Consider the following 12,541-nt stretch of genomic DNA (forward strand, 5'->3'; position numbering starts at 1 on the left):
GGCGGTCCGGCGATGCGGCGGGTGTGTTTTCTGCTGAAGGTCCGCCAGGACCGGATCGAGGAGTACCGCGAGCGGCACGAAGCTGTCTGGCCCGAGATGCGGGCGGCGCTCGCGGAGACCGGCTGGCACAACTACTCGCTCTTCCTGCGCGAGGACGGGCTGCTGGCGGGCTACCTGGAGACCGAGGACTTCGAGGCGGCCCAGGCCGCGATGGCCGCCACCGAGGTCAACGCCCGCTGGCAGGCCGAGATGGCGCCCTTCTTCGAAGCGCTCGACGGCGCGAAACCGGACGAGGCGATGAAGCCGCTCACGGAGGTCTTCCACCTCGTATAGGTCCCGGTCCGGGGCCCACGCCCCGGACCCGCTCCGCACCCGCCGGGCGGACCGCTCCACGGCCCGTCCACCGACGTAGAACGGAGACCCCAGATGAGACCCCCGGCCGCCGTCGCGCTCGCCACCGCCCTGCTCGCCACCGCTCTGCTCGGCGCCGCGCCCCCCGGTGCGGGCGCCGCCGCCGCGCCCGGCCCGGCCGTGCACCAGGTCGCCGACACCCAACTGGACGCCAAGGCCGTCTACTTCGAGTCGTTCGACGGCCTGGTCAACAACAACGCCTTCCAGAAGAACGGGCTGCTCACCTACAAGGGCTATCAGTACGCCGTCTGGTACACCGCCGACCGCAGCGCGGTCATCGGCCGCCGCGCCCTGGCCCAGCAGAGGTGGCAGACCGTCACCCTGCCGCACCGGCTCACTGCCGACGACTCCCACAACGTCATCTCCATGGGGATCTCGCGGATCGACGGCCGACTGCATCTGAACATGGACTCCCACAGCAGCGGCTTCTTCTATGTGAAGTCGGTGGCCGGGCTGGTGGACGACCCCGCCGGGCACCCCTGGACCACCGGCCAGTTCGGCGCCGTCCAGACCACCCTCGACGGCCTGACGCTCACCTCCCAGTTCACCTACCCCCAGTTCATCGCCACCCCCGAGGGCCGGCTCCAGCTCAGCTACCGCTCCGGCGTCTCCGGCAACGGCCGCAACGCGCTCGCCGAGTACGACGGAAGCAAGTGGACGGCGCTCGGCGCATGGTCCTCCGCCACCGGGACCTACACCAGCGAGCACGGCTCCAGCACCGCCCGCAACATGTATCTGCACGGCATCGACTACGGGCCCGACGGCCGGCTGCAAGCCTTCTACACCTGGCGCGAGCAGAACAACGCGGTGATGTGCGCGAGCGGCGGTCTCACCAACCACGACACCGGCTATGTCTACAGCTCCGACCGAGGCCGCACCTGGCGCACCGCGGCGGGCACCGTCGTCGGCACCACCGGTGGCTCGGACGCGGTGGCGGTCGGCGACGCCGGAACCGTCGTCGACCCGCTGAACCCCGACCACTCGCTGATGAACCAGGAGAGCCAGGCCACCGACTCCGCCGGAGTGCCGCACGCCCTGATCAGCTATGTCCCCGGCCGCTTCGGACAGTGCACCACCGACTACGCGGCCGATCGGAAGGCCAACGGCCGCACCTTCCACCTCTTCAAGGACGCAGCCGGCACCTGGAAGAAGACCGAGATCCCGGTGCCGCCGGGCTCCACCCAGCGCAGCCACCTGGTCTTCGACCGCTACGACAACGCCTACGCCGTGATGCCGTACGGCCGGATCGTGGCCGCGTCCAAGTCCTCCGGCTGGACGGACTGGAAGGCCCTCTTCGACGGCAGCGGCCTCAGCGCCTTCGGCGAGGTCGTCGTGGACGACACCCGGCTCGCGCAGGACGGCGTCCTGTCATTCATGTACCAGCGGAGGTCCAGCGGCACCACACCCTCCGCCCTCCGCGTCATCGACTTCACGCTCCCCTCCTGACGGATGGCACCCGGGGTGGGCATCAAAGAGGTGGCGCGCGAGGCCGGGGTCTCGGTCGGCACGGTCTCCAACGTCATCAACCGCCCGGAGTCGGTGTCCGAGGAGACCCGGGCCCGGGTGCTGTCCACCATCGAGCGCCTGGGCTACGTACGCCAGGAGTCCGCGCGTCAACTGCGGGCCGGACACAGCCGCATCATCGCGCTGTTGGTGCTGGACATGGCGAACCCGTTCTTCGTGGACGTGGCGCGGGGCGCCGAGCGTGCGGCGCGGGAGGCGGGGCTGGGGGTGATGGTGTGCAACAGCGCCCAGAGCCCCGAGGAGGAGGCCGACTACCTCGGGCTCTTCGCCGAACAGCGGGTGCGCGGGGTGCTGATGACCCCGGCCGATATGACCGGGCGCAACCTCGCCTCCTTCCGGCGGCAGCCCATCCCGTTCGTCCTCGTCGACCGGGTGCTGCCCAGCGCCGAGGGATGTTCGGTGTCGGTCGACGATGTCACCGGCGGCGAACTCGCCGTTCGCCACCTGCTGGGCCTCGGCCATCGCACCCTCGCCTATGTGAGCGGGCCGATGCGGCTGGCCCAGTGCCGCGACCGCCGTGAGGGTGCGCTGCGCGCCCTGCGCGAGCAGGGGCTCGGCGAGTCCGCGCTGCGCCATGTCGAGGTGGAGCGGCTGGATGTGACGTCCGGGCGGGACGCGGGGGCGCGGCTGCTGGGCATGTCACCGCGGCCGACGGCGGTGTTCTGTGCCAACGACCTGCTGGCGCTGGGGGTGCTGCAGTCGCTGTACGGGGCCGGGGTGTCGGTGCCGGGCGAGGTGGCGCTGGTGGGGTACGACGACATCGAGTTCGCGGCGGCGGCCGCGGTGCCGCTGACGTCGGTGCGCCAGCCGGCGTTCCGGATGGGGCGGATGGCGGCCGAGCTGCTGATCGAGGAGACGGAGGAGCGGGCAGCGGACCACCGCCACCAGCGGATCGTCCTCCAGCCCGAACTCGTCGTCCGCGGGTCGAGCCTGGTCCGCCCCCGCGGCTGAGACGGGGCCCCGCGGTGGCCCGGAGCGGCTCCGGAGCGGTGCCGAGCGGCCCGCAGCGGCGGCCCGGTCCTGCCCGACCGGTCGAACAGAGCACTACCATGTTCCCGCGACCGCGGTGGGTCGCGGGAAGACGGAGGCTCCGGGTCGTGGGACGCATGGTGGGGATCAAGGACGTCGCGCGGCAGGCGGGAGTATCCGTCGGAACCGTCTCGAACGTGATCAACCGGCCCGAGATGGTCGCCGAGGCCACGCGCGACCGGGTGCAGGCCGTCATCGAGCGCACGGGCTACGTACGCCAGGAGTCCGCGCGTCAACTGCGCGCGGGGCGCAGCCGCATCATCGCGTTGCTGGTGCTGGACATGGCGAACCCGTTCTTCGTGGACGTGGCGAGCGGTGCGGAGCGTGCGGCGCGGGAGGCGGGGCTGGGGGTGATGGTGTGCAACAGCGCCCAGAGCCCCGAGGAGGAGGCCGACTACCTCGGCCTCTTCGCCGAGCACCGGGTGCGCGGGGTGCTGGTCACCCCGGCCGATGTCACCGGGGCCAACCTGGAGGGCTTCCGGCGCCACGACATCCCGTTCGTCTTCGTGGACCGCGAGGTGCCCAGCGCCGACGGCTGCTCGGTGTCGGTCGACGACATCGAGGGCGGGGCGCTCGCCGGCCGTCACCTCATCGCCCAGGGACACCGCTCCGTGGTCTACGTCAGCGGTCCGATGCTGCTCCCGCAGTGCCAGGACCGGCGCGCCGGGCTGCTCAGCGCGTTCGCGGAGGAGGGGCTGGCGACGGAGGCGATGGTGCACATCGAGGCCGAGCGGCTGGACGTGGCCTCGGGCCGGGACGCGGGCGCGCGGCTGCTGGGCATCTCACCGCGCCCAACAGCCGTGTTCTGCGCCAACGACCTCCTGGCGCTCGGAGTGCTGCAGGCCCTTTTCGCGGCCAGGGTGTCGGTGCCGGGGGAGGTGGCGCTGGTGGGGTATGACGACATCGAGTTCGCGGCGGCGGCCGCGGTGCCGCTGACGTCGGTGCGCCAGCCGGCGTTCCGGATGGGGCGGACGGCGGCGGAGCTGCTCATCGAGGAGACCGGTGAGGAAGCGGAGGACCATCAGCACCGGCGGATCGTCCTGCAGCCCGAACTGGTGGTCAGGGAATCGACGTTCGCGCCGAGGCCGGGGGCGTGACCTCGGGTTCACCGGTCTCCGCGGCATCGGGAAGGGGCCCGGCACGGGCGAATTCCAGGGGCCCTTCCCGACGCCGGGGCCCGGTCAGACCGGGGGTTTGACGGCGACGACGGGGACGCTGCTCTCCAGCAGCAGCCGCTGGCTCACGCTGCCCAGCAGCGCCTTGCCCACGGGCGATCGTCGGCGGATGCCGATGACCAGCCGGTCGACATCGGGCCGGGCCTCGATTTCGTCCAGAACGGCGTCGACGGGGTCGCGGTCACCGGGACCACTGCGCTCGACGATCGTGATCTTCAGGTCCTCGGGCAGGTCGGAGCGGTCCAGTGCTGACAGACGCAGATTGACCAATACCAGATCGGTGCCCAGCAGACGGGCCTCGGCGATTCCCGCGGTCAGCGCGTGGTCTCCCTCGCGGCCCTCGGCGATAGCGGTCATGACGGTCATGGTGCGGGCCCTCCTCTCGGGACGGACGGGACGGGGAAGGGCGGATCAGGAGTAGCGGGCGCGGAAGTCGTCTTCCAGCTCTTCCAGCGAGCGGCCCTTGGTCTCGGGAACACAGGTTGCGATGAAGATGATGGCCAGCACACCGAAAGCGGCGAAGCCGAGGAAGGTGTTCGAGATCCCCAGGGCCTTCACGACGGGCGGGAAGCCGAGGGCGACCAGGGCGTTCGCCATCCACAGCACGAAGATGCTGACACCGATGGCCAGGCTGCGGATCTTCAGCGGGAACATCTCGGAGAGGATGAGCCAGACCAGCGGACCGATGGTGGCCTGCATGGAGAAGACGAAGAGCACGACGAACACGAGAATGAACCACGCCTTCGCACCGCCCTCGGGCAGCAGCATCGCGGAAAGACCGACGAGCAGGTGGAACGTCGTGGTGAGGGTGAACCCGCCGAGCAGCATGGTGCGTCGCTTGATCTTGTTGATGACCGACACGCCCACCGCGATGCCGATGACGCTGAAAGCGCCGTTGAGGGTGTTCGCGATGATGGCGGAGTCGCCCGAGAACCCGGCGTCGCCGAGCAGTTGCGTACCGTAGTACATGACGGAGTTGATGCCGGTGAACTGCTGACAGATGCCGAGGCCCGCCCCGATCAGGATGAGCACACGCACCCATCGCACTCCGAGATCCACCCGGCCCGCGGTCTTGGCGACCCGCTCCTCCTCGGCGAGGCGGTGGACCTCGGCCATCTCCGCCTGGGCCCGCTCGGGGGTGCGGACCTGGGACAGGACCGCGAGTGCCTCGTCGTCACGGCCCTGGGCGACCAGCCAGCGCGGGCTTTCCGGCAGCCGCAGCATGCCGATGAACAGCCCGATCGCCGGAAGCACGGCGACCAGGAGCATGAGCCGCCAGATGCCGTCGGTTTCGCCCCAGAGACTGAAGATGACCGCGTTGATGACGAACGCGGCGAATTGGCCTGACACGATCATCACCTCGTTGCGGGTGACGATGGAGCCGCGGCGTTCGACCGGGGCGAGTTCGGCCAGATAGACCGGAACCGTCGCCGAGGCACCGCCCACGGCGAGGCCGAGGATGAAGCGGAAGAGGGCGAGAACCTGCCAGTTCGGCGACAGGACGCAGCCCACGGTGCCGACCATGAACACCAGGGACAGCAGCAGGATGTTGTGGCGGCGGCCGTGCCGGTCCGACAGCACTCCGCCGATCATGGCGCCGAAGGCGGCACCGAAGACGAGGTTGCTGACGACGATTCCCTCGGTGAGCGCGGTCAGTCCGAGGTCGTCGGTGAGAGGATCGAGGGCGCCGTTGACGACGCCGGTGTCGTAGCCGAACAGCAGCCCGCCGAAGGTCACGATGACGGCGACCAGGCCGAGTCGTCGTGAATGGGGGCCTTTGGTGTCCGGCGGCAGTTCGGGTTCTTGCGGTGCGATGCCCGAGTTCTCGGCGTCGAGTCGGGTGTTCATCGTGTCTCCTCGTGGAGGCAGCGGAGGTCGTGGTGGCGCCCCGACACGTGCGGTGGTATCCCGGTGTCGACTGAGTGGGGGCGTGCTTGGGCCCGGTGCGGCGGCGCAGCCATCTCGGCAGGGGTCGCCTGCCGCGCGGTCTCGTGGCTGCCCAGCCGCGATCGCGCGGCTACGGAGGGCCTTTGTCTGTTTGTCAGTACAACTAGTACGTACAAGTGCTACGTACTATGGGAGCGCGGTGTGACGCATGTCAAGACATGAACACGAGGAGGTCCACATGAGGGATCCGGGGGGCGCCGGCCGGACGGGTGAGCCGGGAACCTCAGTGGGGCGCCCCAAGCGTCCGACCATGTCCGACGTCGCCGCGCGTGTCGGTGTCTCGCAGGCCCTGGTGTCACTGGTGTTCCGCAACCAGCCCGGCGCGAGTTCCGAGACGCGCCGACGCGTGTTCCAAGCGGCCGAGGAACTCGGCTATCGTCCCGACACCGCCGCCCAGCTTCTGCGGCGCACGCGAAGCCGGCAGTTGGGCGTGTTGTTCACCGTGCGCCAGCCACACGACGTGGGCATCGTCGAGGCCCTCTACCCCGCCGCCCAGAAGCACGGCTACACCCTCGTGCTCAACGCCATGTTCGCCACCCGCGACGAGCGTCAGGGGGTGGAAGAGCTGCTCGGACTGCGCAGTGAAGCCATCATCACCATCGGCGCGACGTCCAGTCGGCAACACCTGACCACGGGCGTCGGACGGACCCCCATCGTGGAGATCAGCCCGCGCACCAGAGCCGCCGGTGTGGATGTCGTCCGGACCGCCGAGCGCAAGGGGATGGGCCAAGCGGTCGACCACCTCGTCACGCTGGGGCACCGCGCCATCACGCACATCGAAGGCGGCGCCATGCCCGGCGCCGACGAGAGGCGACGCGGATACCGCGCCGCCATGCGCCGCCACGGACTCGCCGATCACATCCGGGTCCACCCCGGCGACTACACCGAGGAATCCGGCGCCCAGGCGGCCCGGGACCTGCTCGCGCTGCCCGAGCTGCCCACGGCGGTCATCGCCGGGAACGACCGCTGTGCGCACGGTCTGCTCGGCACGTTCCTGCGCGCGGGCGTCAGGGTGCCCGAGGACGTGTCCATCGTCGGCTACGACGACAGCCAACTCGCCCGGCTGTCCTTCATCGACCTCACCTCGGTGCGCCAGGACGCCGCCGAGGCGGCGGAGACCGCCGTCCGGGCAGCCGTCGAACGACTCGACGAGGGGCGCACCGCCGACCGGGACATCGTCCTCAACCCCACCCTCGTCGTCCGGGGAAGCACCGGCCCACCCCGCACTCGGTCAAGGCCCGACGGCGATCCTCTCCGGTGACCGCCGGCCGTCGCGCGTGTCCAGCAGCTCCTGGATCTCCCGTACGGCGGCCCGGCCCGCCCGGTTGGCGCCCACCGTGCTGGCCGACGGCCCGTAGCCGACCAGATGCACCCGCGGATCCCGGACCGCCCTGGTGCCCTCGACGGCGATCCCGCCACCGGGCTCGCGCAGTCGCAGCGGGGCGAGATGGTCGATCGCGGCGCGGAAGCCGGTGGCCCAGAGGATCACGTCCGCGTCGACATGACGCCCATCAGCCCAGGCCACCCCGGACGGGGTGATCCGCTCGAACATCGGCAGCCGCTCCAGCACGCCCTTGGCCCGGGCCCGCTCCATCGCCTCCGTCATGGGCAGCCCGGTCACGGACACCACGCTCTGCGGCGGCAGCCCCCGCCGGACCCGCTCCTCCACCAGCGCGACGGCGGCGCGCCCCTGGTCCTGGCCGAACGGCCCGGTGTGGAACACCGGCGGGCGCCGTGTCACCCAGGTCGTCTCCGCCGCCACCTCCGCGACCTCCAGCAGATGCTGCACCCCGGACGTACCGCCCCCGACGACGATCACCCGCTGCCCGGCGAACGCCTCGGGCCCCGGATACCGCGCGGTGTGCAGTTGCCGCCCCCGGAAGGTCTCCTGCCCGGGGTAGCGCGGCCAGAAGGGCCGGTCCCAGGTCCCGGTCGCGTTGATCAGCGCGCGGGCGGACCATGTCCCGGCCGAGGTCTCCACCAGCAGCCGCCCGTCGTCCCCGTCCCGTACGGCGGTGACATGCACAGGCCGGACGACCCCCAGCTCGAAGGCGCGCTCGTACCGTGCGAAGTACGCCGGGATCACCTCGGACGAAGGCCGCTCGGGATCCGCGTCGTCGCTGGTCAGCCGCATGCCGGGCAGGTCGTACATCCCGTGCACCTTGCCGTACGTCAGCGACGGCCACCGGAACTGCCACGCCCCGCCGGGCGCGGGCGCGTGGTCGAGCGCCACGAAGCCCGTACCGGGCTCGTACCCGGCCCGCCTCAGGTGATAGGCCCCGGACAACCCCGCCTGTCCGGCACCGATGACCACGACGTCCACGCTGTTGTTCATGCTTCTACTAACTCTGCTCGGGGGCGGTCTCTTCCCGGTCCTCCAGCCGCTGCCCCCGGCTCTCCGCCACCCGCAGCGCGTCATGCAGCGCCTCGGCGAGCCGATGCCCCACGAAGCGCAGCTCACAGGCGTCGGCTTTGCGGTCCCGGAGCAGCGGCCGGGCATGCCCGAGAAGCTCGGCCCCGGTCCGTAGCTGTACGGCCTCCATCTCGTCGGCCAGCCGTGAAAGGTGGCTGGTGCCGGTGTCGTCGCTGACGAGGAAGCAGGGCTGCCCGTTCAGTCCGGGCCAGGGCAGCAGACGGGGGCGTGATGAAGGCATGAGGGCTCCATGGCGTTCCGAGGTTCGGCTACCGCGAGTGATGGCGCGGTGGCGGAAACAGCTTCGGATGCGCGGAAGCTGGCGCGCAAGATGACAGCTAATTTCCGCTTCAGATGGCATATGTGACCGAGTGGGCAAATGGCCTGATGTGGCGGGCTGTCCTTGTCAGACTCAGAACTCGCACGGCGGCATGGCAGGCTCGACCCAGCGGGAGGCATACTCGTGGCAGCACCAACGGGACCGACGGTCCGTCGCATGCAACTCGGCTGGGAGCTCAAGCGGTTGAGGGACAAGGCCGGATTCACCCTGGCGGAGGCGGTGGACGGGTTGACGTTTTCCACCACAAAACTGTTCCGCGTCGAGAACGGTCTCTCGGCCCTGCCCAAGGCCGCGGACCTGAAGGCCCTCTTGGACCGATATGGCGTCGAGGACGAGGAAGACGCGGACTTCCTCCTACAGATCCATCGCGACTCCCTCAACCGGGGATGGTGGTCCATCTATCGCAGTGTGCTGCCGTCGGGCATGGGGATGTACATCGGCCTGGAAAGCGGAGCCCGCACCAGCCGTACGTGGCAGCCCCACGTCATCTTCGGCCTGCTGCAAACGGAGCGCTACACCCGGGAGATGTTCCTGGCCGCCAAGCCGGTCGAAGAAACCAACACCGAGTTCGTCGAGCGCCACATCCAGATCCGTGGTGAGCGGAAACGGGCCCTGAGGCGCAGAGACAGCCCCTTGGAACTCTGGGTCATCCAGGACGAGGCGTCGCTGAGACGAGTGGTGGGCAGCCCGGAGATCATGCGCGAGCAGTACGAGGAGATTCAGACCCTGGCCGGGCTCGACAATGTGACGGTCCAGATCCTTCCCATGGCCACGGCCACGTACAGGACCGGCGCCAACTTCAATCTGTGGGAGTTCGGCAGTCCGTTGCCGACAGTCGTGCAGAGCGATGCGATCGACGGGTCGGACATCAGCGACAAGGAGACGACCATCTGGTCCTTCTCCCGCAGGTTCGAGGCTCTGCGGGCAGGTGCCCTCGCCCCCGGCGAGACACCGGCGTTTCTACAACAACTAGCACGGGAGATCTGACATGACTTACCGCGTAGCGCCTGACGTCGCCCCAGAGAGCGCCTGGTTCAAGTCCTCGTACAGCGAGAACAACGGCACCGGCTGCGTGGAGATCGCCCCCCTGCCCCGCACCGCCCAGGTAGGCATCCGCGACTCGAAGAACAAGGTTGGCCCCGCGTTGGTCGTTCCGGTCACGGCCTGGGCGGAGTTCATCGAGCAGATACGGGAGGCGGGGCATGTCATCTGATGTTGCGCCGGAGAGTGTTTGGTTCAAGTCCTCCTACAGCGAGGCGAACGGCACCGCGTGCGTGGAGATCACCCACCTCCCCCACACCGCCCAGGTCGGTATCCGCGACTCCAAGGTCAAGGACGGCCCTGCCCTGGTCGTCCCCGCCGGGGCCTGGGCGGAGTTCGTCGCCGTGGTGCGGAACATCTGACGGGCTCCCAGGCGCGGGCATCGTCTCGCGCCTTCGGCGCATGTGAGCAGCGGCGGCGGGGGCGGGGGCACGGCGCCGTCGCCGTCCGCCGGGCCGGCGGGGCAGCCTCTCCCGGGTATCCCCTCAGAAATGCTTGATCTGGCGCAACTAATTTATCAAACGTTTTCCAGAGGTACCCCCACCCCTCCGCCGCAGTCCGGACCGGTCCTCACCATGGGCCGACGGGGGCCGCCACCGGGCCTCGCCCCCACCGGCCCGGTGGTCGGCGACGGGGCCTGGCCAGGGCACCCCCGGACCCATGCTCAAAGGCGCCGAAGGCGCGAACGGCGCCGCACCGACGCACGAAAACCGTTCGCGGAACGCACTCGCCCCCAACTAGCGTGCCTCGCCGTGGACATCGACGATCCCAAGGACGTGGTCAGGCGCGGGTATGACGCGCTCTCCCGCCACTACGAACAGTCCTATGCCACCGAAACCAAGTACCAGCCCTGGCTCGGGGCACTCCAGCAGCGCATCCCGCCCGCCGCCACGGTGCTGGACCTCGGGTGCGGCTGCGGCATCCCGGTCGCCCGGGTGCTGGCGTCCGCAGGACACCGGGTGACCGGTGTCGACATCAGCGGGGAGCAGATCCGCCGGGCGCGGGAACTGGTGCCGGAGGCCGAGTTCCGCCAGGCCGATGCCACGGCCGTGGATTTCCCGGCCGCCTCCTTCGACGCCGTGGTCTCCCTCTACGCCCTGATCCACATTCCCCTGGCGGAACAGCCTCCCCTCCTCGCCAGGATCGCCACCTGGCTACGCCCGGGTGGCTGGCTCCTGGCCACCACCGGGCACACCGCCTGGACCGGCACCGATGACAACTGGCTCGGCGGTGGCGCCACGATGTGGTGGAGCCACGCCGACGCCGCGACCTACCGGGACTGGCTCACCCGGGCCGGACTGACCGTCGAGGGAGAGGAATTCGCCCCCGAGGGCGACGGCGGCCACGCCCTGTTCTGGGCGCGGCGGCCGTGACGTGTCTCGGGATCCCGCCTCAGTCGACGGGGCCGTCCCCATCGGACTTCTGCCAGGCGCAGCTACCGAGCGTGGCCCGGCCCTTCTCGACCAGCGGGTCGGCGATCCGGGCAGGTGGCATGGAGCTGTGGCCCCGGTAGCAGATCACCGTGCGGTCCGTGTGCCCGGCGAGGTCGACGAGGATCTGGTCCCAGTGCCGGTACTGCACGTCATGCCCCGAGTCGGCGTAGCTGCGCACGGCCGGGTCGCCGGGCAGGTGCTCCTTCCAGGTGTCGATCGTGCTCGGCGGCACGGTCGTGTCCTTCTTCCCGCTGTAGATGGTGACGGGGGCCGTCAGCTTTGACAGATCGGGGCCGGGCCGCTGGCAGTAGAGCTTCTGCTCATGCACCTGAGGCGCGGGGTCGGACTTCTGGCCGCGCTGGTTGTAGGTGCGGGCGCCGTCCTCGAAGGCGGTGTCGGCGAAGCCGGGGATGCGCTTGGTCGGGCTGTCGTCCGGGAACGCCCACCAGACGCGGGGGTCGGCGATCTGTTTCTCCAACGACTTGCCCAGCTCCTCGTCGGACATCGAGCAGTACGGACGCTTCGCGCCGTACGGCGGCAGGGCGGCGGCCAGGTGCAGTGACTGGACACGGTCCGGGGCCAGGGACGCCAACTCGGCGGCGTACGGACCGCCGCCCGAGATGGCGACCACACTGACCTTGCGCACCCCGATACGGTCCAGCACCTGAAGCGCGTCCTTGGCGAAGTCGGCCTTCCCCAGGCTCTTGTCGAACTCGGTGTCCCCGAAGCCGTTGCGCTCGACCGAAATCAGCCGCAGCCCGAGGGACTCCCGGGTGCTGCGCAGGAAGTCCGTCATATGGGCCACCCGCGCGCTGGTGCCCGTGCCGCCGAGGTAGAGAACCGGCTTTCCGTCCCGGGGTCCCTCGTCGATGTAGTGGGCGGTGCGCCCCGAGTCCAGTTTCATCCCCCGCACCTCGGGGCCGAGCGAGTCGAAGTCGTCCTGGATACGGACCCGGTGGACATCGGTGGCGTGCGGCTCACGTGGCACGGTGGCCGTGGCGGTGGCGCTCACGGCTCCGGAGCCCGTGAGCAGGACGGTGGCGACGGCGGTGGCGGCGATACCCGTGACAAGCGTTCTGGGCACGTGTCTCTCCTGGTCATAGGGGGAGGGCGGGGCGATCGGGCGGGACGAACGCCACCTACCCCCTCTGATCCAGAAGACACTGGGCCGTGTCCGATGGGTCGGCCTGCGCCCCGGCACCAAGGCCGATTCCTCGGCCCTCGGTCA

At 70.1% G+C, this 12,541-nt stretch carries 14 protein-coding genes; 9 read left to right on the forward strand and 5 right to left on the reverse strand.

Annotated elements, in window-relative coordinates; all coding sequences use genetic code 11:
* The first annotated feature begins 12 nt into the window (after positions 1–12).
* The 4 genes from CGL27_RS40095 (at position 13) to CGL27_RS40110 (ending at position 4,061) form a co-directional block, all read left to right on the forward strand.
* Positions 13–333, forward strand: a complete 321-nt coding sequence (locus tag CGL27_RS40095) for an L-rhamnose mutarotase (RefSeq protein ID WP_119992446.1) — start codon at positions 13–15, stop codon at positions 331–333.
* Between the two features lie 93 nt (positions 334–426).
* On the forward strand, positions 427–1,857 hold the full coding sequence (locus CGL27_RS40100) for a BNR repeat-containing protein (RefSeq protein ID WP_119992447.1): 1,431 nt from the start codon (positions 427–429) through the stop codon (positions 1,855–1,857).
* A 3-nt stretch (positions 1,858–1,860) separates the two neighbouring features.
* Positions 1,861–2,886 (forward strand): LacI family DNA-binding transcriptional regulator, encoded by a 1,026-nt coding sequence (locus CGL27_RS40105; RefSeq protein ID WP_119992448.1) that lies wholly within the window; start codon positions 1,861–1,863, stop codon positions 2,884–2,886.
* A gap of 155 nt (positions 2,887–3,041) precedes the next feature.
* Positions 3,042–4,061, forward strand: coding sequence for a LacI family DNA-binding transcriptional regulator (locus CGL27_RS40110; RefSeq protein WP_119992449.1), 1,020 nt, complete (start codon positions 3,042–3,044; stop codon positions 4,059–4,061).
* A gap of 84 nt (positions 4,062–4,145) precedes the next feature.
* On the opposite strand, the gene CGL27_RS40115 is transcribed toward CGL27_RS40110, so the two are convergent.
* On the reverse strand, positions 4,146–4,505 hold the full coding sequence (locus CGL27_RS40115) for a universal stress protein (protein ID WP_119992450.1): 360 nt from the start codon (positions 4,503–4,505) through the stop codon (positions 4,146–4,148).
* Between the two features lie 45 nt (positions 4,506–4,550).
* Positions 4,551–5,987, reverse strand: coding sequence for a sugar porter family MFS transporter (locus CGL27_RS40120; RefSeq protein ID WP_119992451.1), 1,437 nt, complete (start codon positions 5,985–5,987; stop codon positions 4,551–4,553).
* A 349-nt stretch (positions 5,988–6,336) separates the two neighbouring features.
* Here CGL27_RS40120 and CGL27_RS40125 point away from each other — a divergent pair, with 349 nt between their 5' ends.
* Positions 6,337–7,347 (forward strand): LacI family DNA-binding transcriptional regulator, encoded by a 1,011-nt coding sequence (locus CGL27_RS40125; protein WP_078639682.1) that lies wholly within the window; start codon positions 6,337–6,339, stop codon positions 7,345–7,347.
* Here CGL27_RS40125 and CGL27_RS40130 read toward each other — a convergent pair.
* Positions 7,318–8,421, reverse strand: coding sequence for an NAD(P)-binding domain-containing protein (locus tag CGL27_RS40130; RefSeq protein ID WP_119992452.1), 1,104 nt, complete (start codon positions 8,419–8,421; stop codon positions 7,318–7,320). The two genes, CGL27_RS40125 and CGL27_RS40130, sit on opposite strands and share 30 nt — an antisense overlap.
* A 7-nt stretch (positions 8,422–8,428) precedes the next feature.
* Positions 8,429–8,740 carry a hypothetical protein gene (locus CGL27_RS40135; protein WP_119992453.1) on the reverse strand — a complete coding sequence of 104 codons (312 nt, stop codon included), beginning with the start codon at positions 8,738–8,740 and terminating at the stop codon, positions 8,429–8,431.
* A gap of 222 nt (positions 8,741–8,962) precedes the next feature.
* On the opposite strand from CGL27_RS40135, the gene CGL27_RS40140 reads away from it, so the two are divergent.
* From CGL27_RS40140 to CGL27_RS40155, 4 genes are all read left to right on the forward strand, one after another.
* Positions 8,963–9,826 carry a helix-turn-helix transcriptional regulator gene (locus tag CGL27_RS40140; protein ID WP_078639679.1) on the forward strand — a complete coding sequence of 288 codons (864 nt, stop codon included), beginning with the start codon at positions 8,963–8,965 and terminating at the stop codon, positions 9,824–9,826.
* A 1-nt stretch (position 9,827) separates the two neighbouring features.
* Positions 9,828–10,052 carry a DUF397 domain-containing protein gene (locus CGL27_RS40145; RefSeq protein ID WP_078639678.1) on the forward strand — a complete coding sequence of 75 codons (225 nt, stop codon included), beginning with the start codon at positions 9,828–9,830 and terminating at the stop codon, positions 10,050–10,052.
* Positions 10,042–10,242, forward strand: coding sequence for a DUF397 domain-containing protein (locus tag CGL27_RS40150; protein WP_078639677.1), 201 nt, complete (start codon positions 10,042–10,044; stop codon positions 10,240–10,242). Before CGL27_RS40145 ends, CGL27_RS40150 begins: the two co-directional genes overlap by 11 nt.
* A gap of 390 nt (positions 10,243–10,632) precedes the next feature.
* A complete protein-coding gene (locus CGL27_RS40155; protein ID WP_119992454.1) occupies positions 10,633–11,253 on the forward strand; it encodes a class I SAM-dependent methyltransferase in 621 nt (206 codons plus the stop codon).
* A gap of 19 nt (positions 11,254–11,272) precedes the next feature.
* Here the strand turns inward: CGL27_RS40155 and CGL27_RS40160 are convergent, their stop codons facing one another.
* Positions 11,273–12,397: an alpha/beta hydrolase gene (locus CGL27_RS40160; RefSeq protein WP_119992455.1), complete on the reverse strand. Its 1,125-nt coding sequence runs from the start codon at positions 12,395–12,397 to the stop codon at positions 11,273–11,275.
* Between the last annotated feature and the right edge of the window lie 144 nt (positions 12,398–12,541).

The organism is Streptomyces sp. 11-1-2 (assembly GCF_003595545.1).
GTDB lineage: Bacteria > Actinomycetota > Actinomycetes > Streptomycetales > Streptomycetaceae > Streptomyces > Streptomyces hygroscopicus_B.

Excerpts from the sequence above, each read along its gene's own strand:
- CGL27_RS40095 (WP_119992446.1), top strand. The coding sequence starts at position 13 with ATGCGGCGGGTGTGTTTTCTGCTGAAGGTCCGCCAGGACCGGATCGAG.
- CGL27_RS40145 (WP_078639678.1), top strand. The coding sequence starts at position 9,828 with ATGACTTACCGCGTAGCGCCTGACGTCGCCCCAGAGAGCGCCTGGTTC.
- CGL27_RS40135 (WP_119992453.1), bottom strand. The coding sequence starts at position 8,740 with ATGCCTTCATCACGCCCCCGTCTGCTGCCCTGGCCCGGACTGAACGGG.
- CGL27_RS40130 (WP_119992452.1), bottom strand. The coding sequence starts at position 8,421 with ATGAACAACAGCGTGGACGTCGTGGTCATCGGTGCCGGACAGGCGGGG.
- CGL27_RS40100 (WP_119992447.1), top strand. The coding sequence starts at position 427 with ATGAGACCCCCGGCCGCCGTCGCGCTCGCCACCGCCCTGCTCGCCACC.
- CGL27_RS40150 (WP_078639677.1), top strand. The coding sequence starts at position 10,042 with ATGTCATCTGATGTTGCGCCGGAGAGTGTTTGGTTCAAGTCCTCCTAC.
- CGL27_RS40110 (WP_119992449.1), top strand. The coding sequence starts at position 3,042 with ATGGTGGGGATCAAGGACGTCGCGCGGCAGGCGGGAGTATCCGTCGGA.
- CGL27_RS40105 (WP_119992448.1), top strand. The coding sequence starts at position 1,861 with ATGGCACCCGGGGTGGGCATCAAAGAGGTGGCGCGCGAGGCCGGGGTC.
- CGL27_RS40115 (WP_119992450.1), bottom strand. The coding sequence starts at position 4,505 with ATGACCGTCATGACCGCTATCGCCGAGGGCCGCGAGGGAGACCACGCG.
- CGL27_RS40125 (WP_078639682.1), top strand. The coding sequence starts at position 6,337 with ATGTCCGACGTCGCCGCGCGTGTCGGTGTCTCGCAGGCCCTGGTGTCA.
- CGL27_RS40120 (WP_119992451.1), bottom strand. The coding sequence starts at position 5,987 with ATGAACACCCGACTCGACGCCGAGAACTCGGGCATCGCACCGCAAGAA.